Source organism: Fulvimarina endophytica, assembly GCF_003403015.1.
GTDB classification, from domain to species: domain Bacteria; phylum Pseudomonadota; class Alphaproteobacteria; order Rhizobiales; family Rhizobiaceae; genus Fulvimarina; species Fulvimarina endophytica.
This window is the reverse complement of record NZ_QURL01000002.1, coordinates 423,200-445,535: the sequence shown is the minus strand read 5'-3', so window position 1 is coordinate 445,535 and position 22,336 is coordinate 423,200. Positions and strand designations below refer to the sequence as shown.

Sequence of the window (22,336 nt, the reverse complement as noted above, 5' to 3'; positions counted from 1 at the left end):
AGCGCGAGCGCGCAAAAGACGCCGTTCTCAGCCGGTCGTGAAGCGGTTCGCCTCTTCGAGCGCGCTCTTGCGCGCCTCGTCGCTCAGCCCCTCGAAGAAATCGTCGAGAACCGGATCGCTGTTGTCGAGGCGCTTGGCGACGACCGCCCACTTGGCGGCCTCGGCGGTGTCGGGAGCGGTGCCGAGCCCGTCCTTGTAGAGATGGGCCACCCGGTTGATCGCGATCGGATTGCCGCGAAGCGCGGCGCGCTCGAGGAACCGGAACCCCTCGGGCTGGTTGGCGGGTCCGCCCTTGCCGTTGAGCAGCCAGATCCCGTATTCGATCTCGGCGATCTCGAAGCCGTTGATCGCGGCCCGGCGCAGCCATTCGCGCGCCTTGGGCAGGCTTTCCTCCCCTCCCCGTCCGGAGGCGAGAAGCTGCGACATGGCGTATTGCGCATCGGCGATCCCGGCATCGGCCGCCGAGCGGAAATAGGGAACCGCCTCTTCGAAACCGCTGGCCGGCGAGGTGCGGATCAGAAGCTGAGCGTAGTTGAATTCGGCCAGAGGCAGCTTCGCGTCGGCAGCGCTCTTCAGAAGCTTGAGGGCGCGGGCCTCGTCACGCGCGACCCCGGTTCCGGAAAGGAGCAGCATGGCGAAGTTGAGCTCGGCGGTATGATCGCCGCTCTTGGCGGCCGCCTCGAACCAGCGGGCCGCCTCGTCGACATCGGGCGTCACGCCGAGACCGTTCTGATAGAGATCGCCGAGAAGCGCCTGGGCGGCCGGATCGCCGAGCTTGGCGAGCGGTTCGGCGAGCGCCTTGGCCGTCAGGTAATAGCCGCGCTGATAGGCGGCATAGGCCCGGGCACCCGGATCGCCCGTCTCCTCGGTTCCCGAGACAGTCGGCCTCAGGGACGGCATCGAGAGCGCCTCGCCGGGCCCGGCTCCGGCCGGCACCTGAGCCGGTGCCGTATCCTGGGCGAAGGCCGGCCCGCACGCGGATGCCGCGATGGCGGCGGCAAGGCCCGCGGCCAGGAGACGAGACGAGGGTCCCGGCACGCGCTTCACGCTTCGGCCTTCGCTTTCACCAGCTCCTTGAGGTGCCGGTAGCGCTCCTCGAGCATGTCATTGGCCTTCCCGACAGCCTCCGCCTCGCCGCCGGCCGGATCGAAGATCGCAGCCGAGAGGGCGATGAACTCGGCCTCGGTCTCGGCGAGAACGGAAAGGCTCTCCAGCCCGTGCGCCCCGAGCGCGATACAGGGCAGTTCCACCATGGCCGCCCACCATTCGGCCATTGCGAGCGTCTTGGGATGGGGTTCCTCTTCCGTGTCCTGGCCGAGCCGCCCGAAGAACATGTAGTCCGGCATGAGTTCGCCGGCTTCCAGGGCGTCGTGACGGGTCTTGAAGCCGCCGGCGCCGACGATCATCCGCGAAGCATGGGCCTCGATCGTCTCGCCGAGAACCGAAAGACGACCGCCGCTGAGATGGATCCCGTCGGCCTTCACACGGCCCGCGCAGCGCGTGTCGTCGATGACGATCGCCGCCGCACCGGCCTCCTGGGCGATCGGCACCAGCCTCTCGGCGAAATCCTGGAACGCGCCGGGCTCGCGGCCGGCCGGATCGATCAGGACGCTCGCGACATCGCCGCCGGACAGGGCGCGGCGCAGCGCCTCGTCGGCACCGTCGTCGCCGAGCGATGTCGTCACGAGGACCAGACGCTGGCGGATGGGATCGTCGGAAGTCATGGATGAGCACGCGCTTTGATCGGTTGCACCGGGCAGACGCATATACGCCATCGAAGCGTGGCGAAAGTCGGGGCGTGCGGGCGGGCACGGAAACTTGCCGTCCGCCGAAGGTGCGAAGCCCGCCGCCTTCAGTCGCCGGAGGTCGTCTCGACGAGATCGCTCATCAGCACCTCGACATCGGCATCCTTGCCGCCTGTCACCTTGAAGACCCGCTGATAGGTCGTGTCCCGGTTGCGGGCGACCGCCACATACTCCCCCTCGGCCAGAACCATGGAGGCATAAGCGCCCGCGCTCTTGCGCAGCACGTCGCCCGACATGCTCGTCACCGTCCAGGCCGTGTCGGCGATCGCCTCGCCGCCCTTTTCGCGAACGAGCTTCAGCGTCTGCTGGGCGGCACGGTGCTTGAGGACGGCATGGCTGAGCTTGCCCGGCTCCACCTTCACGTCGGCCTCGGTGCGTGCGTTCACCGAACCATAGGAGGAGACGATGTGGTAGAGCCCGGCATTGAGACGGAGGATCTGACCGGGCGCGACGCCGCTGGCGATGAGCTCGCGGTCGCTGTCGCGCTCGGTCTCCGCATAGACGTCGAAGGTCACGTGGGAGGCCGGGGCGTTCGCCCCGTCCTCCGAGACGGTCGCGTCGAGCTTAAGGCCGCCGGCTCCGAGGACCACGATCTCCCGCGTCTCCTCGCCGGTGAAATCGATGCGCTTGACGACGCCGGCCCGCCCGAAGGTGGCATGCACGATGTACTGGCCGGGCGGCACGTCGAAATGCGGCTGGGGCTCGCTGGAGGTCGCGATCAGCGAGGAACGGCCGTCGAGCGGCGACATGGCCGAGAAGAGGCGCCAGACCAGCCCGTGCGGAACCGGCCCGCCGGCCTCGGAGAGCTTGGCCTCCAGCACCAGTTCGGACTTGGGACGGATCGCCTTCGGATCGAGCTTCAGCTGCGGCGCATAGGCGGGAATGCTCGGCAGGTCGAGCGCGCCGGTGTCCCGGCCATTGGCCCTTTCGGGAAGAGCGATCGGACTGAGGGCCTTCAGGGACTGCATCTGCGGCACGCCGACATCGGAGGCATCGGGCAGGAGTTCGCTGGCGGAAGGTGAGGCGTAGGTCTTGGGATCGCTTGGCTCGCCCTTGCCGAAGAACTGCTCGAGGCCGCGTCCGAAGAAGCCGGACCCGCCATCCGACTGGGCGAGAGACGGCAGGGTGAGGCCGAGAAGGAGCGCGAGGGAGAGGATGTTGCGCAGGAGGCGGAATCGGCGATCGACCATTGCGAACAGATGTCCCTTTCCCAATCTCGCCCCCATCTCGATAGCGCGCGGAGCCCGAAGGTCGCGCAGGGCCGAAGACGCTTCCTGACGCCAGATCATGGCGAAGTCGCGCCGTTCGAGACGCACCGGTCACCTTGAATCGCGTCCCGGACGGCTTATAGCCCTGACGTGTCCGCAAGAACACACCCGACATCGTCCAGAAGCGAAAGCTGCGTCCGTGCCCGATCTCCTCGCCCATCTGTCGAACCGCCGTTCCCTGCCGCTGCCCGCCCTCGTCGAGCCGGGTCCCTCGGCGGAGGAGCTGACGCAGATCCTCACCATCGCGGCGAGGGTTCCCGATCACGGCAAGCTCGCGCCCTGGCGGTTCATCGTCTTTTCCGGCGACGGCGCGAAGCGGGCGGGTGACGCCCTCGCGGACCTTGCCCAATCGCGCGAAGGCGAACTCAGCGAGATCCGCAGGCGCGTCGAGGAGACCCGGTTCACCCGCGCGCCGCTCGTCGTCGCCGTGGTCTCGACGGCGGCCGAGCACGTGAAGATTCCCATCTGGGAGCAGCAGCTCTCCGCGGGCGCCGTCTGCCTCAATCTCATCCACGGCGCCAACGCGAAGGGCTACGCCGCCACCTGGCTGACAGAGTGGCCGGCCTATGACGCAGAGGCCCGGGTGATTCTCGGCCTGAAGCCCGAGGAGACCGTCGCCGGCTTCATCCATATCGGCACGCCGAACGAGGCGCCCTCGGAGCGACCGCGCCCCGACCTCGCCGACATCGTTACCCATTACCAAGGACCTGCCGCCTGATGTTCTACCGCACCGAAACGAACGACCACGGCCTGCCCCACGACCCCTTCAAGGCCATCGTCTCCCCGCGCCCGATCGGATGGATCTCGACGCTCTCCAAGGACGGCACCGCCAATCTCGCGCCCTACAGCTTCTTCAACGCCATCGCCGATTCGCCCAAGCTCGTGATGGTCGCCTCCGCCGGCATCAAGGACATGGCGCGCACCGCGGTCGAGACCGGCGAGTTCGTCTGCAATCTGGCCACCGGAGAACTGGCCAAGCAGCTGGTGCGCTCCTCCGCGAACGCGCCCTCTGAGGTCGACGAATTCGAGATGACGGGCCTCACCAAGGCACCGTGCGAGATCGTCCGCGCGCCGCGCGTCGCCGAGAGCCCGGCCGCCCTCGAATGCATCGTCACCGACAGCTTCCGGCCGAAGACCCGCTCGGGCGAGCATCCGGGCGCCTTCGTCGTCATCGGCGAGGTGGTCGGCATCCATATCGACGAGCGTATTCTGGTGAACGGGCGCATCGACATGGCGCTCGCCGCGCCCCTCGCCCGTCTCGGCTATCTGGATTACAGCGTTTCCGACACTGTCTTCACCATTCCCCGGCCCCGCACGCCGGACGGCAGCGATATCTGACATCGAAACCTGCCGATTAACGAACATGGTGAACCGAAGCTTAATTCTTTTCGCCGATGCTGCGGCCCGAACGAAGTCGAACGGGTCGGAGACGAATCATCATGGCGGAGCCGGTAGGATCGAACTGGTGTGAACCGGCAAGTGCCGGACAGCGCGCCGAATGGGCCCATCTCCTGGCCAGCGCCTATGCGAACGGCTTCATCCCGGCGGGCGACCGGGATGACGTCGCGGAGATTCTTCTGCAGATCGCGGCCGATCCGGCCGCCAGCGTCCGGCGCGCCTTGTCGAGCGCGCTCGCCGGCTCGCCCGCGCCGTCCCGCGATCTCGTGATGACGCTGGTGGACGATGTCCACAGCGTCGCCCTGCCGCAGATCTCGCAGTCGCCGCTCCTTGCCGACGACGATCTCGTGGAGATCGTGCGGCGCGGGCAGCGCAAGCTCGTTGATGCCGTGTTGATGCGCGCCTCCCTTTCGGCGCCTGTCGCGGCGGCGATCGTTTCGGCGGGCGAAGGCGAAAGCGTGCTCACCCTCCTTCGCCACCCGGACGCGCGGATCGAAGCAGAGAGCCTTCGCGCCATCGCGGACCGGTTCGCCGGGGACGCGGAGATCCGTGGCGCCCTGTTCGATCGGGCAGACCTTCCCGCAGCACTCAGACAGAGACTTCTCGTGAAGGCGAGCGAGGCGGTCGCCGGATCCTTCCTCGCCGCCGGCGTCCTCGGCGCGTCGGAGAGCCGCCGGATCTGCGAGGAGGCCTCCGAACGCGGCACCGCGACGATCGTCGAGGAGGCGTCCCGCGCCGATCTCGAAGACCTGATCGACGATCTTCTTCTCCAGCGGGCCCTGTCTTCGGCCATTCTCCTGCGTCTTGCCTGCTCGGGCTCGCTCGACACCCTGACCGAATGCCTGACCCGCCTGACCGGCACGTCCGCAAGGCGCGTGCGCTCGATCCTCGTCGAAAGCCGCCGTCAGCCCTTCAACGCTTTGTGCGCGCGCGCAGGCCTGCCGAGCGAGGCGACCGCCCTCCTCTTCCACGCCGTCGACGTCTGGCGCGCCGCCGACCACCGGGGCGACACGCCGACACCGAACGAGGTGGCGGCGCGCATCATGACGCGGCTTGCCGAAGAGATGCGCAAGGACCCCTCCCGCAGCATGGAACCGGCTCTCGCCTTCCTGCGCGGCCTTTCGCGCGAGATCGCGCGCACGAACGGTTTGCGCGATCGCCGGCCCCGCGCGCAGGCCGCCTGAGGCGCACACGCCCGGCCGGATCGCGGCCTTCGAGCCCCGAACGCCGCCGACCGACCCCGCCGCGCATCGGCATGTTCCGGCGCCTCGTCAAAGACAGGCGGGAACGAGAACGATCGGAAGTCCCGAGACGAGCGTCGTCCCGGCGCCGGCCCAGGCGAGAAGCATGGATGCCCTGTCCATCGCGCTCCCGCGATATCGCCCGAGAACCAGAGCGAGCCAAATCCCGGCAAGGGTGAAGCAGGCCCAGAGCGCGATCATCGAGGCCCTGTGCAGTTCGAACGGCCCGACCGTCTCGTTCGGCCAGCCCAGAGCGCAGCCCAGCCCGTGCACGGCGTAGATGGCACAGAAGCCGATGGCCCAGAGGGTCAGCCCGGCGGAGAGGCGAAGAAGCGGCATCAGACCCCCCAAGCCGCAAGGACGAGGACGAGCGCCACCACGATCGCCGTCCCGGCCGCATAATCGACCCACAAGGTCGCGACCCGCATCTCCTGCGGTCGCCCATGCGCCACGAAACCCTGCCGCTTGCGCACCATCATGAATGCCAGGATCAGTGTGGCGACCATGGCATGGAAGAGGCCATAGGCGACGAGCGTGGTGGAGACGGCGCCGAAGGCATGGTCGGTGGGAGCCGGCAGGCGCAGGACCGGCAGGGAGGCAAGGACGAGAAGTGTCAGACCCATTCCCGCGATCGCCAGATAGAGCCGGCCCTCGCCGTTTCCTGTGCGCGGCAGAGCGAGGCGGACGAAGATCGCGGCGGCAAGAGCGCCCGCGACGATCAGCCCCGTCTCGAAAAGCGGAGCATCGAGACCGGTCTGCGGCGGCCAGTGGGGCGCCACCGTCCACAGATAGGCAAACCCGAAGATCAGAGAGCCGAACAGCGTTCCGCTCGCGCAAAGGGCGAAGACGCTGCCCCAGTAGCCGACGGTTCCCTGCGCCTCGTAATGGGACGGGACGGTCGTCCCGTCACCGATCTCGAGCGGTCCCACCGGCTCCCTCGAGCCGTTCGTCGAGGCCCAGAGCCAGATGACGACCGTGACCGCGACGAGAAAGAGCGGTGCGATCCAGTAGAGGCTGAGAAGCATCATCGCGAAGAAGCCGCCGAAGCTCGCGGCGGCCGCGACCGGCAGGAGGCTCGGCCCCGGCAGGATCGCCACATGGTCCGGCTTCCCGCTCGCGATGTCGACGGCGAGGGTCTCGCGCCAGCCGTTTCTCGGCGCGGCGAGGAGCCCCTCGCCACGGGCGAGATCGGCGGCGAGAGTCCCCCGTGCGCCGAGCGGTTCGCGGCACTCGACCTCGGGCAGGCTTGCGAAATTGTAGGCCGGCGGCGGGGTCATCATCGTCCATTCGAGCGTCCCGGCCCCCCACGGATTCCGCCTGGCGGGCCGCCCGAGCCAGGCTTGAAGGGCGATGTCCAGCGCGAAGAGCGCGAAGCCGAAGGCCTGGAGGAAGCCGCCGATGGACGAAACGAGGTTCAGCCAGTCCCACCCGGCCTCCGCCGGATAGGTGTAGACCCGGCGCGGCATGCCCAGAAGACCGGTGAGATGCATGCCGAAGAAGGTGATGTTGAAGCCGATGAAGATCAGCCAGAACGCGGCCTCGCCGATCCGCATCACCCGCAGCCGTCCGGTGACATGGGGCATCCAGTAATAGGCCGCCGCCAGCATCGGGAAGACGAAGCCGCCAGCAAGGACGTAGTGGAGATGGGCGGTCACGAAGGCCGTGTCGTGGGCCTGCTGGTTGAAGGGCACGATGGCGAGCATCACGCCCGTGAGCCCTCCGAGGATGAAGACGAAGAAGAAACCGAGAAGGTAGAGCATCGGCAGTTCCAGCTTCGGCCGCCCCGCCCAGAGGGTTCCGAGCCAGGCGAAGATCTGGATGCTGGTCGGGATGGCGACCAGAACCGAGGCGGCCGAGAAGAAGCCCAGCGCCATGTGCGGGATGCCCGTCGTGAACATGTGATGCACCCAGAGCCCGAAGCTCAGGAAGGCGAGCGCCATCACGGAGGCGACGATGGCGCCGTAGCCGATGAGCTTCGTGCGCGCCATCACGGGGATGATCGTCGAGATCGCGCCGGCCGCGGGCAGGAAGATGATGTAGACCTCCGGATGGCCGAACAGCCAGAAGAGGTGTTGCCACAGGAGCGGCGAGCCGCCGAGCTCGGGATCGAAGAAGGGCCAGCCGAAGGCCCGCTCGATCTCGAGCAGGATCGAGCCGAGGATCAGCGGCGGGAAGCCGAAGATCATCATGCCGGCGGTGGCGAGAATGTACCAGGCATAGATCGGCATGCGGTCGAGGCGCATGCCCTTGGCGCGGAATTTGAGGATCGTCACCACGATCTCGATCGCCGCGCACATGGCCGAGATCTCGACGAAGGTGACGCCGAGAAGCCAGACGTCGGAATTGACCCCGGGCGTGTACTCGGGGCCCGAAAGCGGCGGGTAGAGAAACCAGCCCGCATTGGGCGCGAGGCCGACGAGGAGCGAGCCGACCATGATCGAGCCGCCGAAGAGATAGCACCACCAGCCCAGTGCGGTGAGGCGCGGAAAGGCCAGATCGCGCGAGCCGAGAAGCTTGGGCAGAAGATAGATCGCCACGCCTTCGAGCATCGGAATCGCGAACAGGAACATCATGATGCTGCCATGCATCGTGAAGATCTGCGCATAGGCCTCAGGCCCCACGAAGGCCGAGTGCGACGTGGCGAGCTGGGCCCGGATCAGCATCGCGAGAACGCCCGCGATCGCGAAGAAGATCGCCGATGCGATGATGAAGCGCTTGCCGATATCGGTATGGCTGACGGCGCTGAAGACGCCGCGCAGGCCCGGCTCGCCCGCCCAGATCCTGGCGAGCCCGCGGTGACGGCCGATCGCGTTCATTCACGGTTCTCCAGAAAATCCTGCCAGCTCTCGCCGTCATGGGCGATCACCTGAAAGTCGTGATCCACATGGCCGATGCCGCAATATTCGGCGCACACGCCGGCGAAGGTTCCGGGGCGGTCGGCCTCGATGCGCAATTCGTTCACATGGCCGGGGATCGCATCCATCTTGCCGGCAAGGCGCGGCACCCAGAAGCTGTGAATGACATCGGTGGCGGAGATGACGAGATCGATCTTCGCATCGGCCGGGATATGCAGGACGCGCTCGCTCACCCGGCCGTCGGGATAGCGGAAGGACCAGCCCCAGTTATAGGCGGTCACCTCCACCGTCAGATCGGGCGCATCGGGACCGGGAAGGATGCGGCCGCCGAGGTGGAGGGCGTAGGTCAGGAGCGCCAGAAGGACGACGACCGGCATTGCGAGGCCGAGCCAGCCGAGCCAGAGCTTCTCGCTCGGGGCGTCTGACCGCTCGGCCCTGCCCGCCCGCCGGAAGGCGAGGAAGAGAATGACGAAGACGAGCCCGGACAGGAGAACCGATCCCGCGAGCATCCACCACCAGAGATCCGCAATTGCCGCGGCGGAGGGTCCGGCCGGGTCCATGACGGAATGTGAACCGGCGCATCCTGTCAGCAGGGCGGCGGCCGCAATATAAGCGGCAAGGACACCGATCGAACGCGGGAGCGGCACCTTCAGATGAGCGACACCGAGTATGGGCAGGCGGATGCCGGGGCGCAGTCGAAACGTGGAGGGCCCGGCCTGATCGACCCGATCAGGGAACAGTCGGACTTCCACCGGCTGGAATCGAAGGTCGCGGTCGCCGGTCACCCGATCCACGCCATGCTGGTGGCCTTTCCGGTGGCCTTCGTGACCGGAACCTTCGGTGCGGACGTCTTCTACTGGTGGACCGGGGACCTGTTCTGGGCCCGCGCGGCGCTGTGGGCCTCCGGCATGGCCTTCCTGTTCGGCGTGGCCGCGGGAATCGCGGGCACCGTCGAGCTCCTCTGGGTGCCGGGCATAAGGCAGCGCTCGGCCAGCTGGACCCATTTCATCATCGCGGTGATGCTTCTGTCGATCCTCGGCGCCAATTGGGGCTACCGGCTCGGCGGTTACGAAGAGGCGGTTCTGCCCTACGGCCTGCTGATCTCGACCTTCGCGGTCGGATTTGCCGGTTTCACGGGATGGCACGGCGGAAAGCTGGTCTTCGAATATCAAGTCGGGATCTCGTCTACCGGTAAGTGACGCTCGCGCGGGCTTTCGAGCCAGTCGGGAACGGGGGATGGAAGGACCGGCTTGCCGAGCACGAGAGCGAGAACGAGGGTCATCGTCGCCAGCGTGCCGCCGAGCATCCAGACCGAGGACCGGGGCTCGAAGGACCCGCGCCGCTCGCTCATGGCGATGACGGTCTTTCCGATCACCGCGTGAAGGACGACGAGGAGACCGACCGCGACGAGCTTTGCGAACATCCAGGGCACGAAGACGCCCTGGAGGAAGATCAGCAACGTTCCGGCAGTGATCGCGACGACCGCCGCGGGCGTGACGATATAGGAATAGGTCGCGTGGGTGAGGACGCGCAGGCGCGCATACCGCCTCTGGTCCTCGCCGATTTCGTGCTTGCTGAGCATCAGCGGCAGCGCGACGAGGCCGGCGCACCAGACGACGAGCGCTGCGATATGGATCGCCTTGACGAGGGAGAGGATCACGCCGCCCGCCCGCCTGCCGGTGCATCGAGACCGATCCAGGCCCGATGGGCGATGAGGCCGCCGGCGATCGCGAAGGGCGCCATGCCGCCGACCCACATCACGAGCCCGGCGAGTTGCTGATCGGCGAGCGGCGACAGTCCCCAGGTTGGCGCCGCGAGCCGGTGGATCTCGTAGAAGGGCTGCTGGGCGAAGGTGAGGACCGCACCGAGGAAGCCCATCTGAACCGCACCGCCGACGAGGCCGCTCGCGGCGGCGACCGGACCTGCGGCGCGGATGGCGATCCAGAACATCGCAATCGAGGCGAGAAGCGAGAGCTGCATCGCCCAGTAGACCGCCATGTTTCGAAGGGCGAGATCGTAGAGCTGCGGCAGATGCCATGCCCAGAGCACCGCCGTCATGAGAACGAGGGTCGGGAGAACAGGCAGTCTCAGGCGCCCGACGAGCGAAGGCGAGAGGGCGAGCGCTCCCGCCCCGGCGGCAGCAAGAAGAACGAGATGATGCAGCGAGCGGGCGGAGAAGAGCGCGACGCTCGCCGCGCAGATCGGCGAAACGAAAGCGAGCGCGAGAAGAGCGGTCGCGATCCCCCCACCCCGGCTCGCCCTGCGCCAGCTGAGGATCGCCGCCGCGCCGAGGGCCGTAAGAACGAAGGGTTCGAAATTCCATCGGGCGAGGACGTCGCCGAGCGCCGGCGCCGTGCCGCAGTAACTGCCATCGAACATCATGCGGCCATCCGTCCCGTCTGCGTCGTCGCTTTCCCGCTGTGATAAGGACTTCTGAACGACGGCGACCAGCGCCCTACGCAAACGTTATCAGTCGTGACGATCACCGGAATTCGGTCCGCTTCCAGCGCATTGCCGGCTATCGAACCTTGTCGCCGCGCAGTCGCGATACGTGCCCTTGATTTCTCGCCGAAGCCTTGCCGGCTCGGCCTTGGGCGGCTTATCGAACGCGCCGTGTAGCCCGCTCGAAGCCCTCGCGAGGAACACGATCGGCCCGCCGTTCGACTTCGCGGGTGGCGGCCCTTCGCAATTCTCGATCACGCATTCGAAAAGAGCGTTCCGCATCCGATGCGGAAGACCTCCGTTCGAACGGTCTTTTCCTGAGGAGGGGCGCTGGAACTGCGCGCTCGTGCCGCACTTAGCGGAGGAAATCGAAATGGAGGCGCCGCGACCGCGTCGCGCCCTTCGCGAACCGCAGCGAGGCGAGCGGGACCCATGAGCAAGGCCGATCCGACCGGAGCCGATATCGCCGAGAAGGCTCCTCTCATCCTCAAGAAGAAGGCGCTCGGCGAGACGGCGAACATGGCCGTTCTCGCGATCGCCGCCGGCGCCTTCATCGCCTTCGGATCGATCGGCTCCTTCGTGGCGGAGGCATCGGGCGGTGGACCGGTTCTCGGCGGGCTCGTCTTCTCGGTCGGCCTCATCCTCGTCATGGTCGCGGGAACACAGCTCTTTACCGGCAATACGATGATGGTCCTGCCCGATCTGGAAGGCCGGCTGAACACCTCGCTCGTTCTCTACGGCTGGGTCACCGTCTGGCTCGGAAATCTCGTCGGATCGCTCGCGATCGTCGTCCTCTTCATCGCGGCCGGAGGCGGCGATGCCCTCGACGGAGCGGTGGGCCAGGCTGCGGTCGACACGGCGAGCAGCAAGGCCGCGAAAGGCTCTTGGGCGATCATCGCCTCGGCCATCCTCGCCAACATGCTCGTCTGTCTCGCCGTCTGGATGTCGATGGCCACGAAATCCGTCGCCGGACGCATTCTCGCGATCATCGGCCCGATCACGATCTTCGTCGCTTCGGGTTTCGAACATTCGATCGCCAACATGTCGATCCTTCCGATCGGCTGGGCGATGGGCGACGGCGCGTTCTCGGTCCTCGACATGACGCACAACATCCTTCTCGCCACCGTCGGAAACATCATCGGAGGCATCCTCGTCGCCCTCGTCCTCAGTGGCGGCCATGGCACGATCGAGCGGGTCGACGAATGACGCCGGCCCCGGCGACCCGTTCCATCTGCGCCGACGGCACGGCCGTTGGCGAACGAAACCTGGTCGCGTCCGGCATGCCAGCCCTTTTCGTCGAGGAACGGGCCGCAATATCGGTGTCCAGGAGGGGTTTCGTACGGAGCCGGGTCGCCGGGGCTTCCGCGACACCCCGCACACTCGATGGCAGTCGCCGGATCGTGGTGGCCCAAAGATGCGGGCACCGAGGGGATGAGTTTCATGCAGGACATCGCCGCGCTGGAGGGACGAGCGCTCGAAGACTGGCTGGAGGAGGCCAAGCCCCATCTGGCGGTGCAGCGGACGAAGCATGTCGCGCCTTCGACGCTCGCCCGCGCCATGACGCTCATTTCGCCCGAGAAGGCCGCGCGGATCTTCGACCTTCTCTCCCCGGCCACCCAGTCGGACATCCTGCAGGCACTCCCGCCTCCCGAGCGCGCCCGTTTTCTGGAGCGGATGGAGCCGGACGACCGGGCGAGAATGCTGGAATTCGTGCCGCCCGAATTCGGTCGGACACTCCTCGAAGCCCTGAGTTCGGAAGAACGGGCGCTGACGCGCACCGTTCTCGACTACCCCGCCAAGAGCGCGGGACGGCTCATGAGCCCGGAATTCGTCAGCCTGATGCCCGAGATGAGTGCCGAGGACGCGCTGCTTGCCATCCGAAGCGGCGAGAAGCGTGCCGATACGGTATTTCTGATGCCGGTCTGCGACGCGGAGATGCGCCTCCTTGGCGCCGTCGACCTCGCCCAGATCGTGCTCGCTGCGCCGTCGACGCGCATTTCCGATCTCTCCACGCTGGACGTGCCCTTCGTGCACGTGACCGACGATCAGGAGGACGTGGCGCGCCTGATGACCTCCGCCGACCTGATGATCGTGCCGGTGATCGAGGAGGACGGACGGCTCGTCGGGATCGTGACCTTCGACGATGCCATGGAGGTTCTCGACTTCGAGAACAGCGAGGACTTCGCTCGCGCCGGCGGCACGGAGCCGATCGGCAGACCCTATCTTTCGGTGCCCGTCTTCCGTCTGGTGCGCTCGCGCATCGTCTGGCTTTCGGTTCTGGCGGTCGCCGCGAGCCTCACGGTCAACGTGCTCGACGCCTTCGAGGAGACGCTCGAGAGCGTGGTGACTTTGGCTCTCTTCATCCCGCTCCTCATCGGCATCGGCGGCAATGCGGGTGCGCAGTCGGCGACGACCATCGTGCGCGCGCTCGCGGTGGAGGACGTGAAGCCGGGCGACATTCTCGCGATCGCCTGGCGCGAGACCCGGACCGGCTTCGTCATGGGCCTCCTCGTCTCCGTCTTCGCCTACGCTATCCTTGCTCTGATCTTCGATCCCTCGATCGCCCTCGTCGTCGCCGTCACGCTCGTCTTCATCTGCACCCTCGCAGCCCTTGTCGGCGCCGTGATGCCGGTGGCCGCGAAGGTTCTCTCGATCGACCCCGCCGTCTTCAGCGCGCCTTTCGTGACGACCATCGTCGATGCGTCCGGGCTGCTCATCTATTTCCTCGTCGCCCGCGTCATCCTGGGCGTGTGAACGCAAGCCATATGCGGCCGCTTACGGCCGCGACGCATCCGGCAGCCGCGCGTTGCGGCGGTTCGGTTGCGGTTCCCCCACCGCCATGTCTGGAGAGACGCGAATGAGCAGAAACGACGAGCGCTTCGACGGCGAGATCGAGAAGCCGGAATATGACGCGCCGGCCGGCGGCTGGGGCTCGCTCAGCGGCATTCTGGCGGTCACGATGGACGCCGAACCCGAGCTTGCGACGATCGCCACCCTGCGTCGCCAGAACAAGCCGGGCGGCTTCATGTGCGCCTCATGCGCCTGGCCGAAGCCGGCCGATCACGCACCGTTCGAATTCTGCGAGAACGGCGCCAAGGCGACGATCTGGGAACTCACCAGAGATCGCTGCGAACCCGAATTCTTCGAAGCGCACACGGTATCGGACCTGCGCGACTGGTCCGATCACGAACTGGAGATGACCGGCCGCCTGACCGAGCCGATGCGCTACGACGCGGCACGCGACACCTATGTGCGCACCACCTGGGAGGAGGCTTTCGCCGCGATCGGAAGCCGGCTTTCGGCGATCGAGCCCAAGCGCAGCGTCTTCTACGCCTCAGGCCATGCCGGCCTCGAAGCCTCCTATCTCTACGCCCTCTATGCCCGGCTCCACGGCCACAACAACCTGCCGCAGAGTTCCAACATGTGCCATGAGACGACCTCGGTCGGCCTCAAGGAGGTCATCGGCTCGTCGGTCGGAACCGTGATCTGGGAGGATCTGAAGGAGACCGACTGCTTCTTCTTCTTCGGCCAGAATCCCGGCACCAACTCGCCGCGCTTCCTGAAGCCCCTGTCCGAGGCGAAGAAGCGTGGCGCCACGATCGTCACCTTCAACCCGCTCCGCGAACCGGGCCTCCTCGCCTTCACGAGCCCCCAGGACCCTGTCGACATGCTGACCGGCGGCGAGACGAAGATCTCCGATCATTACTATCAGCTGAAGGCGGGCAGCGACATCGCGGCCTTGACGGGCCTCTGCAAGCACGTCCTCGAGCGGGATGACGCGGCACGGCATACGGGCGCGGACCGCATCCTCGACACCGCCTTCCTCGACGAGCACACCACGGGCTTTGCGGCGTTCGAGGCCTTCCTGCGGGAGACGTCCTGGGAGAAGATCGAGGCCGAAACCGGTCTTTCGCGCAACGATATCCGCCAGGCCGGCGACGTCTATGCGAAGGCCGAGCGGGTCATCGGCGTCTACGGCATGGGCCTGACCCAGCACCCGCTGGGGGCGACGAACATCTCCATGTTCGTCAACTTCCTGTGCATGCGCGGCAATATCGGCAAGCTCGGTGCCGGCTGCTGCCCGGTGCGCGGCCATTCGAACGTGCAGGGCCAGAGGACCGTCGGCATCTCCGAGAAGCCGAGCCTCATTCCCAATGACAGGCTGCGCGACCTCTTCGGCTTCGAGCCGCCGATGGAGGAAGGCTATGTGGTCACCGAAGCGATGGAGGCCGCACTCGCCGGTGAGGTGAAGGCAATCGTCAGCCTCGGCGGCAATCTGTGCCGGGCGCTGCCGGAACGACAGAGCGTCGAGAAGGCCTGGTCGGGCATGGATCTCACGGTGATGATCTCGACCAAGCTCAATCGCTCGCATCTTCACCCGGGCAAGGAGGCCTACATTCTGCCCTGCCTTGGCCGGGCCGAGGTGGACGAGCAGGAGACCGGCAACCAGTATGTGACGGTGGAGGATTCGTTCTCCCACATCCACGCCTCCATCGGCCATCGCGATCCCGCCTCGCCGCACCTTCTCAGCGAACTCGAGATCGTCGCCCGCCTCGCCAAGGCGACATTGCCCGAGAACCCGAAGGTCACGTGGGACGCGTGGATCGCCGATTACGGCCTCGTGCGCGATCTCATCGAAAAGACCTATCCGGACGATTTCCGTGACTTCAACGCCCGCATGAAGGAGCCCGGCGGCTTCTGGCGCGGCAATCCCGCACGCGAGCGGATCTGGGAAACAGAGAGCGGACGGGCAGAGATCCGGGTTCCCGAGAAGCTCAACGCACGGGGGTTCGAGGAGACGGCGGGACGCTTCAACCTCATCACGGTGCGTTCCAACGATCAGTTCAACACGACGATCTACGGCTATACGGATAGGTTCCGGGGCATCGAGGGCACGCGCGACGTGGTGCTGATGAACGAGGAGGATATCGCCGAACTCGGGTTCTCGCCGGGCGATACCGTCAGTCTCGTCAACGATCTTTCGGAAAGCCGCTCGACCACCCACCGCCTCGGCGGCCTCGTCGTCACGCCCTACGACGTGCCGCGCGGCACGCTCGCCGGCTATTATCCCGAATGCAACGTGCTGGTCGACCTGATGGAAGGCGACGAGTTGTCGAAGACGCCGGCCTACAAGTCGATCCCGGTGCGGGTCGAGCGGGACCCCGCCGCCTGATCGGACCTTTTACGCGTCAAGCCGTTTTCGCCTGAAGCCGCGCGCGGCGTGGGAGCCGCGCGTCAGCCCCATCCTAGCAGTCCTTGCGCCGGCGCAGTTGTCAGGGACGCAATCAGCGTCTACGAAAGACGCGATGGTTCCCGACGCCGACCCGGCGCCGGGATTAAAAGGGAACGCGGTAGAACGACCCAATCCGGGGTTCGAAGCCGCGGCTGCCCCCGCAACTGTGTGCGGTGAGCCGACTGTCCATTCGCGTGCCACTGGGGCGAGCCCCGGGAAGGCCGGACGGAAGGCTGAGACCCGCAAGCCAGGAGACCTGCCGTCACTCTCAGAAATCCGTAGTCGAGCGGGGATGCTCGGAAAGGATGATCATGACGGCTTCTCCCGGGGCACTTCCGCCCTTGTCATCTCATGCGTTTTCCTTCGGGCGCGCTCCTGCGCGAAGACCCGACCCCGTTTCGATGCGCGGCTTTCCCGTTCCGGTCCGGTCTTGCGACCGGCCGTTCTCGAAGCACGGCACCGAAGGATCGCTCAACATGTCCAGCGTCTCCCCCTCCCCCCTGCGCAAGCGGTTTCGTCCGCTCGCACTCTCGAAACTCGCCTTCCCCGCATGGGTCTGCGCCGCCATGGCCTGCGGCGCCCTCCCGGCGCCCGCCCATGCGCAACCCGCCCACTATCCGGTGACGATCGAGAATTGCGGCCGGTCCCTCACCTTCGAGGCGAGCCCCGAGCGCACCGTCTCGATCGGCCAGAGCATGACGGAAATCCTCTATCTTCTCGGCCTGTCGGACAAGGTGGTTGGGACGGCGCTTTGGACGGCACCCGTCCTTGCCGAGTTCGAGGCGGTGAACGCGACCATCAAGCGGATCGCCGACAACGATCCGAGCTTCGAGGGCGTACTGGCCGAGCGGCCCGATCTCGTGACCACCCAGTTCCAGTGGCAGGTCGGCCCGCAGGGGGTGGTGGCGACCGAGGAGCAGTTCGCGGAACTCGGTATCCCGGTCTACACCTCGCCCGCCGATTGCGTCGGCAAGGACAATTCGGGCGGCGGCGACGGGTTGCGCACCGAGCCCTTCACCATGGACCTCGTCTACCGCGAAATCGAGGATCTGGCGGCGATCTTCGATGTGAGCGAACGCGGCGCCGAACTCGTCGCCGACCTCAAGGCGCGCGAGGCGAAGGCCCGCGAGGAGGTGGCAGGGATCGGCGAAGGCGTCTCGGCCGTGTTCTGGTTTTCGAGCGCGGAGATCGCGATCGACCCCTATGTCGCAGGAACGAGCGGCGCGCCGGGCTACATCATGAAGACCCTCGGCATCGACAACGTGATCGACAGCCAGGAGGAATGGCCGACCGTCGGCTGGGAGACGATCGCCCGTTCCAACCCCACCTTCATCGTTCTCGGAAGGATGGATCGCAGGCGGTTTCCAGCCGACGACGTCGAGAAGAAGCGCGAGTTCCTCATGAGCGATCCGGTGACCAGCCGGATGGCCGCCGTCGAGACCGGTCATGTGGTGGAAATGGACGCCCAGGCGATGAACCCGACGATCCGTACGATCGAGGGTCTCGAGATGATGGCGCAAGCGGTCCGGGATGCCGATCTTGGCGAGTGAGACCCATGTGGTGGCGGGCGCGGCGGCACCTGCCGCCACGCCCTTCGCCCTTCGCCTCGTCCTATCCTGTCTTGCGGCCTTCGCCCTTCTCCTGTCGGCCCTCGTCTTCGCCGCGGCGGTCGGCGAGACGCAGATTCCGCCTTCGGTGGTCCTGAACACGATCGCGAACGCGCTCTGGAACGCCGGCCGCGAGGTGGACCCGATCGATGCCGGCATCGTCTGGAACTACCGGCTCTCGCGGGCCGTGGTCGCCGCCTCCTGCGGCGCAGCGCTCGCGGTCTCCGGGGTCGTTCTCCAGTCGCTGCTGCGCAATGCGCTCGCCGACCCTTATCTCCTCGGAATATCCGCCGGCGCCTCCAGCGGAGCGGTCTCGGTCGCCATTCTCGGTCTCGGCGGCGGTCTTCTCACGCTCTCGACCGGCGCCTTTCTCGGCGCGCTTGTCGCCTTCGCCCTCGTCGCCGGCCTCGCCTGGCTTGCCGGCAGAGGTTCGATCGCGATCATCCTCGCGGGCATCGCCGGCTCCCAGCTCTTCAACGCCCTGACATCCTTTATCGTCGTGCGCTCGGCCAATGCCGACGAGACGCGCGGCATCATGTTCTGGCTGCTCGGCAACCTCTCCGGCGTGCGCTGGGAGGATGCGTCCCTCGCGGTTCCGGTCGCGCTTTCGGGCCTTGCGATCTGCGTCCTCCACGCACGCGCGCTCGACGCTTTCGCCTTCGGAACCGATGCGGCGGCCGCCCTCGGCATTCCGGTGCGGCGCGTTCAGATGACGGCCATCGCGACCGTCGCGCTGATGACGGCGGTCATGGTGTCGCTCGTCGGCTCGATCGGTTTCGTCGGCCTCGTCATTCCCCACGCCGCCCGGCTGGTGGTCGGGGTGAGGCACACGGTCCTTTTGCCCTCCGCCGCCCTGATGGGAGCCGTCTTCCTCGTCCTTGCCGATGTCGTCTCGCGCATCGTCATCGAAGGGCAGGTCCTGCCGATCGGCGTGGTGACCGCGCTCGTCGGAGCTCCGGCCTTCGCCGCCATCCTCATCGCCAATCCGTCCTTCCGGGCCTCGCGATGATCCTCGAGGCGTCGCGGATCGGCCGGACCGTCTCCGGCAAGCCGATCGTCGCCGACGTGTCGCTGGCGAGCGTGCCCGGAGAGTTCCTGGCGATCGTCGGGCCGAACGGTTCGGGCAAATCCACCCTCATCTCGATGCTGGCCGGCATCCGGCCGCCCGGTCACGGCCGGGTGCTCCTCGGCGGGCGTCCCCTTTCCGAAATCGGCAGACGGGCCGTCGCGCAGAGGATCGCCCTCGTCGAGCAACAGGCCGAGACGGGCGAGGCGCTGACCGCGAGGCAGGTGGTCGAGCTCGGCCGCACGCCGCATCTCGGCCCCCTTGCGCCCTATTCGGCAGAGGATGCGGCGATCGTCGACGAGGCGATGCGCTCTGTCGGCATGTCGGGCTTCGGCAAACGCCGCTGGCATTCCCTGTCCGGCGGCGAGCGGCAGCGGCTGCATCTCGCCCGGGCCCTCGCCCAGCGGCCGGAGATCATCATTCTCGACGAGCCGACCAACCATCTCGACGTGCAGCATCAACTGGCCCTCCTGACGCTGCTCCGCCGATCGAACCTCACCGTCATCGCGGCCCTGCACGATCTCGGCCAGGCAGCCCTCTTCGCCGATCGGATCGCCGTGATGGACGGGGGCCGGCTGACGGCGCTGGGGCCGCCTGCGGCCGTCCTGACGCGCGAGCGCATCCGGCAGACATTCAAGGTCGATGCGGCTATCGAGACCGGCGAGGACGGGTCGCTTTCGATCCGCTTCCGGCTGCCGGATCCGGCGGATCAAAGCTCAGGCTGAAAGAGAACGGGGCGCCCAACGAAATTGGACGCCCCGCCACGATATCCCGGCTCACCAAGCGGGGTTCACCCGCCGAGCCGGCCCTCAAGCGTATCGCAGGCGGCCATGTCCCCGGTCTCGTAGCCGCGGCTGAACCAGCGCTGACGCTCTTCGGACGTGCCGTGGGTGAAAGTGTCCGGCATCACCGTTCCCTGGTTCCTGCTCTGAAGGCGGTCGTCGCCGATCTGGAAGGCGGCGTTGAGCGCCTCGTCGATATCGCCCGGATCGAGATAGCCCGCCTCGCGGGCATCGTGCGCCCAGAGGCCCGCATAGCAGTCGGCCTGGAGTTCCACCCTGACGGACAGTGCGTTCGCCTCGGCCTGCCGCAGGTTCTCCCGCGCCTCGGCGAGACGTGGCAGGATGCCCTGCAGGTTCTGGACGTGGTGGCCGACCTCGTGGGCGATGACATAGGCCTGGGCGAAATCGCCCGGCGCGTTCAATTGGCGCTGCAACTGGTCGAAGAACGACAGATCGAGATAGAGCTTGTCGTCGACAGGGCAGTAGAAGGGCCCCGTCGCCGAGCCGGCCATGCCGCAGGCCGAGTCCACGCGATTGTCGAAGAGAACGAGGCTCGGATCGCGATAGGTCTCCCCGGCCTCCTGGAAGCGCCGCGACCAGACATCCTCCGTATCGGCAAGGACGGTCGCCACGAAGTCGTCCGTCTCTCCGGGGGTTGAGTTCACGCCGCCGGAGCCCTGCGTCGTCTGCGCGGTGCGGCCGCCGCCATCGTCCACGGCACCCAGCATCGCGAGCGGATTGATCCCGAAGACCAGCCAGCCGATCAGGAGGAGAATGACGAGGCCGATGCCGCCGCCGCCAGCCCGCAAGGGGATGCGCATGCCGCCCCCACCACGCGAGAAGCCACCGCCCCCGCCGCGCCTGTCTTCGATATTGCCGGATTGTCTGCGTCCTCGCCACTGCATCGTGCGACCGCTCCCTGGTGTCCGCCCTTCGAAGATTCTTCGTTCAAGATACGTCAGCGTCGAAGAAAGAAAATGAGAGGATCGAAACCGGGTCCTTCCTGAAACACAGCCGGCCATCATGGCCCGCCAGCGGGACGATCGGCGCAGCCGCTCGACGGGCCGCCGGCAGGGCGGTCAAGCGGCGGGGCGGCGGGGCGAGCCAGCCGAAAACCGGTCTTCGATGATGCGGGCTGCGGCAGCCGGCCTGCTCTGCGTCGTGCCGGTTCCTATATGCAGCCCCTGGTCCGGCAGACTGCCGGGCATGCACACCCGCCAGGATGAACCGGATGAACCGCCGCCGCCTCTCCCTCCTCGTCCTCGGCGCCGCATTTCTTCTGGTGCTCTGGTTCGCGGCCGACGTCGCCCTCGCGGTCTTCGCGGGCATCCTGTTCGCCGTCTTCCTGCGCGGCTGCGGCAACCGGCTCGCCAGCTGGCTCAACATCCGCAACGGGCTCGGTCTCGCCCTCTTCTGCGTGTTTCTCGCTCTCGCCCTCACGGCCTTTCTGGGCATTGCGGGAGCGGCGCTCGCCCAGCAGATGTCGCAGCTCGTCGACCGGCTACCGGCCGCGACCGAAAGCGTGCGCGACTACGTGCAGAGCCACGGCTGGGCCCGCAGCGTCATCGACAATGTCGACTTCCAGAACCTCCTGCCTTCGGGCAGCAGGGCGACGACCTTCTTCTCGAGCTCCCTCGGCGCCTTCGGCAATCTCATCGTCGTCACCTTCGTCGGCATCTACGGCGCTGCGGCGCCGCAGACCTATCTGCGCGGCTTCACCGCACTCTTCGCTCCCAGTCTGAGGCCGAAGGTCAGGGCCATCCTGACCGAAGCCGGCATCGCCCTGCGCGGCTGGCTGAAGGCCCAGTTCGTCTCCATGGCCGTCGTCGGCCTCCTCACCGGCCTCGGCCTCTTCGTTCTCGGCGTTCCGCTCGCCCCGATCCTCGCCGTTCTCGCCGCGATCCTCACCTTCATCCCGAATATCGGCCCGGTGCTCGCGGCAATTCCGGCGGTCCTTCTCGGCCTGTCCGACGGCCTCTCGACAGCTCTGTGGATCGTCGGCCTCTACGTGGTGGTCCAGACGGTCGAGAGCTATCTCGTGACGCCGCGCGTCCAGGAGGAGACGGTCTCGCTGCCGCCTGCTCTCACGATCTCCGTCCAGCTTCTCTTCGGCGTCGTCTTCGGCATTCTCGGCCTTGCCATGGCGACGCCGCTCGCCGCCGCGGGCCTTCGCGTCGGACAGCTGTTCTATGTGAAGGGATATCTGGACGAGGAAAAGCAGGCAGCCGGCGACTAGCGCCGGCATGAAAATCGGGATCGATTCTCACACAGCACATTGCGCAGGCGTCGTGAGTGAGAACGTCCTTCTCGCGTCTGACCGGACGCGCGCCGCTTCGGAGCGTGACGGGCCTATCGGCGGGCCGTCTGGAAGCTTTCGGCGAGCCTCATCTGAGAGATGTCCGGCTTCGTGAAGCCCCCGTCGACGAGCCCGTTGCGCCATCCGTGCCAGTAGGAGCGCGATACCTGCGCGAGTTGACACTCCGATCCGCCAAGCCCGTCCAAGTAGCCACAGAAAATTTCTCCCTCATCGAGAGTGAGAAATTCATCCACCTTTTCAACGGGTTGAAAGATCTGCACGCCGAACTCGTTCTGTTAGGGCGTTCAGATGGGAGGAAGTCGGACTCCCACCCGGCGCCGGG

At 66.9% G+C, this 22,336-nt stretch carries 21 protein-coding genes and 1 riboswitch; of the genes, 11 read left to right on the top strand and 10 right to left on the bottom strand.

Annotated elements, in window-relative coordinates; translation table 11 throughout:
* Positions 1–27: 27 nt before the first annotated feature.
* The 3 genes from DYI37_RS05525 to DYI37_RS05515 form a co-directional block, all read right to left on the bottom strand.
* Complete coding sequence (locus DYI37_RS05525; protein ID WP_245413781.1) at positions 28–1,047, bottom strand: tetratricopeptide repeat protein; 1,020 nt, start codon at positions 1,045–1,047, stop codon at positions 28–30.
* Entirely contained in the window at positions 1,044–1,724 is a 681-nt protein-coding gene (locus DYI37_RS05520; RefSeq protein WP_116682193.1) for a thiamine phosphate synthase, read from the bottom strand. The genes DYI37_RS05525 and DYI37_RS05520 overlap by 4 nt, the downstream gene beginning before the upstream one ends.
* Positions 1,725–1,852: 128 nt before the next feature.
* On the bottom strand, positions 1,853–2,995 hold the full coding sequence (locus DYI37_RS05515) for a hypothetical protein (protein ID WP_147307888.1): 1,143 nt from the start codon (positions 2,993–2,995) through the stop codon (positions 1,853–1,855).
* Between the two features lie 217 nt (positions 2,996–3,212).
* Here DYI37_RS05515 and DYI37_RS05510 point away from each other — a divergent pair, with 217 nt between their 5' ends.
* From DYI37_RS05510 to DYI37_RS05500, 3 genes are all read left to right on the top strand, one after another.
* On the top strand, positions 3,213–3,791 hold the full coding sequence (locus tag DYI37_RS05510) for a nitroreductase family protein (protein WP_245413780.1): 579 nt from the start codon (positions 3,213–3,215) through the stop codon (positions 3,789–3,791).
* Complete coding sequence (locus DYI37_RS05505; protein WP_116682190.1) at positions 3,791–4,411, top strand: flavin reductase family protein; 621 nt, start codon at positions 3,791–3,793, stop codon at positions 4,409–4,411. Before DYI37_RS05510 ends, DYI37_RS05505 begins: the two co-directional genes overlap by 1 nt.
* 101 nt (positions 4,412–4,512) lie before the next feature.
* Complete coding sequence (locus DYI37_RS05500; protein WP_158555090.1) at positions 4,513–5,655, top strand: DUF2336 domain-containing protein; 1,143 nt, start codon at positions 4,513–4,515, stop codon at positions 5,653–5,655.
* A gap of 87 nt (positions 5,656–5,742) precedes the next feature.
* Here the strand turns inward: DYI37_RS05500 and DYI37_RS05495 are convergent, their stop codons facing one another.
* From DYI37_RS05495 to coxB, 3 genes are read right to left on the bottom strand one after another with little or no spacing between them, the layout of a single operon-like run.
* Positions 5,743–6,051: a hypothetical protein gene (locus DYI37_RS05495; protein ID WP_147307887.1), complete on the bottom strand. Its 309-nt coding sequence runs from the start codon at positions 6,049–6,051 to the stop codon at positions 5,743–5,745.
* On the bottom strand, positions 6,051–8,528 hold the full coding sequence (gene ctaD, locus DYI37_RS05490; protein WP_116682187.1) for a cytochrome c oxidase subunit I: 2,478 nt from the start codon (positions 8,526–8,528) through the stop codon (positions 6,051–6,053). Before ctaD ends, DYI37_RS05495 begins: the two co-directional genes overlap by 1 nt.
* Positions 8,525–9,127 (bottom strand): cytochrome c oxidase subunit II, encoded by a 603-nt coding sequence (gene coxB / locus DYI37_RS05485; protein WP_116682186.1) that lies wholly within the window; start codon positions 9,125–9,127, stop codon positions 8,525–8,527. The genes ctaD and coxB overlap by 4 nt, the downstream gene beginning before the upstream one ends.
* A 93-nt stretch (positions 9,128–9,220) precedes the next feature.
* Between coxB and DYI37_RS05480 the strand changes: the two genes are divergently transcribed.
* Positions 9,221–9,766 carry a DUF2231 domain-containing protein gene (locus tag DYI37_RS05480; RefSeq protein WP_116682185.1) on the top strand — a complete coding sequence of 182 codons (546 nt, stop codon included), beginning with the start codon at positions 9,221–9,223 and terminating at the stop codon, positions 9,764–9,766.
* Here the strand turns inward: DYI37_RS05480 and DYI37_RS05475 are convergent.
* Together DYI37_RS05475 and DYI37_RS05470 are read right to left on the bottom strand one after the other, a co-directional pair.
* A complete protein-coding gene (locus DYI37_RS05475) occupies positions 9,736–10,227 on the bottom strand; it encodes a CopD family protein (protein ID WP_199520082.1) in 492 nt (163 codons plus the stop codon). The two genes, DYI37_RS05480 and DYI37_RS05475, sit on opposite strands and share 31 nt — an antisense overlap.
* On the bottom strand, positions 10,224–10,949 hold the full coding sequence (locus tag DYI37_RS05470) for a cytochrome c oxidase assembly protein (protein ID WP_116682184.1): 726 nt from the start codon (positions 10,947–10,949) through the stop codon (positions 10,224–10,226). The genes DYI37_RS05475 and DYI37_RS05470 overlap by 4 nt, the downstream gene beginning before the upstream one ends.
* 492 nt (positions 10,950–11,441) lie before the next feature.
* Here DYI37_RS05470 and DYI37_RS05465 point away from each other — a divergent pair, with 492 nt between their 5' ends.
* The 6 genes from DYI37_RS05465 to DYI37_RS05440 all read left to right on the top strand — a co-directional run bounded on the left by DYI37_RS05465 (position 11,442) and on the right by DYI37_RS05440 (position 19,640).
* Positions 11,442–12,215, top strand: coding sequence for a formate/nitrite transporter family protein (locus DYI37_RS05465; protein WP_116682183.1), 774 nt, complete (start codon positions 11,442–11,444; stop codon positions 12,213–12,215).
* Positions 12,216–12,449: 234 nt separating this feature from the next.
* The gene (gene mgtE, locus DYI37_RS05460) at positions 12,450–13,763 is read left to right on the top strand and encodes a magnesium transporter (RefSeq protein WP_158555089.1); all 1,314 of its coding nucleotides are present in this window, start codon (positions 12,450–12,452) and stop codon (positions 13,761–13,763) included.
* A 103-nt stretch (positions 13,764–13,866) separates the two neighbouring features.
* Positions 13,867–16,182 carry an FdhF/YdeP family oxidoreductase gene (locus DYI37_RS05455; protein ID WP_116682181.1) on the top strand — a complete coding sequence of 772 codons (2,316 nt, stop codon included), beginning with the start codon at positions 13,867–13,869 and terminating at the stop codon, positions 16,180–16,182.
* A 117-nt stretch (positions 16,183–16,299) separates the two neighbouring features.
* Positions 16,300–16,520: riboswitch (cobalamin riboswitch) on the top strand.
* Between the two features lie 288 nt (positions 16,521–16,808).
* Positions 16,809–17,792, top strand: coding sequence for an ABC transporter substrate-binding protein (locus DYI37_RS05450; RefSeq protein ID WP_116682415.1), 984 nt, complete (start codon positions 16,809–16,811; stop codon positions 17,790–17,792).
* Between the two features lie 91 nt (positions 17,793–17,883).
* A complete protein-coding gene (locus DYI37_RS05445; RefSeq protein WP_245413806.1) occupies positions 17,884–18,858 on the top strand; it encodes a FecCD family ABC transporter permease in 975 nt (324 codons plus the stop codon).
* Complete coding sequence (locus tag DYI37_RS05440) at positions 18,855–19,640, top strand: ABC transporter ATP-binding protein (protein WP_116682179.1); 786 nt, start codon at positions 18,855–18,857, stop codon at positions 19,638–19,640. The genes DYI37_RS05445 and DYI37_RS05440 overlap by 4 nt, the downstream gene beginning before the upstream one ends.
* Before the next feature lie 65 nt (positions 19,641–19,705).
* On the opposite strand, the gene ypfJ is transcribed toward DYI37_RS05440, so the two are convergent.
* Complete coding sequence (gene ypfJ, locus DYI37_RS05435; RefSeq protein WP_116682178.1) at positions 19,706–20,602, bottom strand: KPN_02809 family neutral zinc metallopeptidase; 897 nt, start codon at positions 20,600–20,602, stop codon at positions 19,706–19,708.
* A 326-nt stretch (positions 20,603–20,928) separates the two neighbouring features.
* On the opposite strand from ypfJ, the gene DYI37_RS05430 reads away from it, so the two are divergent.
* Positions 20,929–21,933, top strand: a complete 1,005-nt coding sequence (locus DYI37_RS05430) for an AI-2E family transporter (protein ID WP_116682177.1) — start codon at positions 20,929–20,931, stop codon at positions 21,931–21,933.
* Between the two features lie 113 nt (positions 21,934–22,046).
* On the opposite strand, the gene DYI37_RS05425 is transcribed toward DYI37_RS05430, so the two are convergent.
* Complete coding sequence (locus DYI37_RS05425) at positions 22,047–22,274, bottom strand: hypothetical protein (protein ID WP_116682176.1); 228 nt, start codon at positions 22,272–22,274, stop codon at positions 22,047–22,049.
* Positions 22,275–22,336: the final 62 nt, after the last annotated feature.

What these genes read in the sequence shown, in the direction of transcription:
- DYI37_RS05520 (WP_116682193.1), bottom strand. Translation starts at nt 1,724, where the DNA reads ATGACTTCCGACGATCCCATCCGCCAGCGTCTGGTCCTCGTGACGACA.
- DYI37_RS05515 (WP_147307888.1), bottom strand. Translation starts at nt 2,995, where the DNA reads ATGGTCGATCGCCGATTCCGCCTCCTGCGCAACATCCTCTCCCTCGCG.
- DYI37_RS05505 (WP_116682190.1), top strand. Translation starts at nt 3,791, where the DNA reads ATGTTCTACCGCACCGAAACGAACGACCACGGCCTGCCCCACGACCCC.
- DYI37_RS05500 (WP_158555090.1), top strand. Translation starts at nt 4,513, where the DNA reads ATGGCGGAGCCGGTAGGATCGAACTGGTGTGAACCGGCAAGTGCCGGA.
- DYI37_RS05495 (WP_147307887.1), bottom strand. Translation starts at nt 6,051, where the DNA reads ATGCCGCTTCTTCGCCTCTCCGCCGGGCTGACCCTCTGGGCCATCGGC.
- ctaD (WP_116682187.1), bottom strand. Translation starts at nt 8,528, where the DNA reads ATGAACGCGATCGGCCGTCACCGCGGGCTCGCCAGGATCTGGGCGGGC.
- coxB (WP_116682186.1), bottom strand. Translation starts at nt 9,127, where the DNA reads ATGGACCCGGCCGGACCCTCCGCCGCGGCAATTGCGGATCTCTGGTGG.
- DYI37_RS05480 (WP_116682185.1), top strand. Translation starts at nt 9,221, where the DNA reads ATGAGCGACACCGAGTATGGGCAGGCGGATGCCGGGGCGCAGTCGAAA.
- DYI37_RS05470 (WP_116682184.1), bottom strand. Translation starts at nt 10,949, where the DNA reads ATGATGTTCGATGGCAGTTACTGCGGCACGGCGCCGGCGCTCGGCGAC.
- DYI37_RS05465 (WP_116682183.1), top strand. Translation starts at nt 11,442, where the DNA reads ATGAGCAAGGCCGATCCGACCGGAGCCGATATCGCCGAGAAGGCTCCT.
- mgtE (WP_158555089.1), top strand. Translation starts at nt 12,450, where the DNA reads ATGCAGGACATCGCCGCGCTGGAGGGACGAGCGCTCGAAGACTGGCTG.
- DYI37_RS05455 (WP_116682181.1), top strand. Translation starts at nt 13,867, where the DNA reads ATGAGCAGAAACGACGAGCGCTTCGACGGCGAGATCGAGAAGCCGGAA.
- DYI37_RS05450 (WP_116682415.1), top strand. Translation starts at nt 16,809, where the DNA reads ATGGCCTGCGGCGCCCTCCCGGCGCCCGCCCATGCGCAACCCGCCCAC.
- DYI37_RS05440 (WP_116682179.1), top strand. Translation starts at nt 18,855, where the DNA reads ATGATCCTCGAGGCGTCGCGGATCGGCCGGACCGTCTCCGGCAAGCCG.
- ypfJ (WP_116682178.1), bottom strand. Translation starts at nt 20,602, where the DNA reads ATGCAGTGGCGAGGACGCAGACAATCCGGCAATATCGAAGACAGGCGC.
- DYI37_RS05430 (WP_116682177.1), top strand. Translation starts at nt 20,929, where the DNA reads ATGAACCGCCGCCGCCTCTCCCTCCTCGTCCTCGGCGCCGCATTTCTT.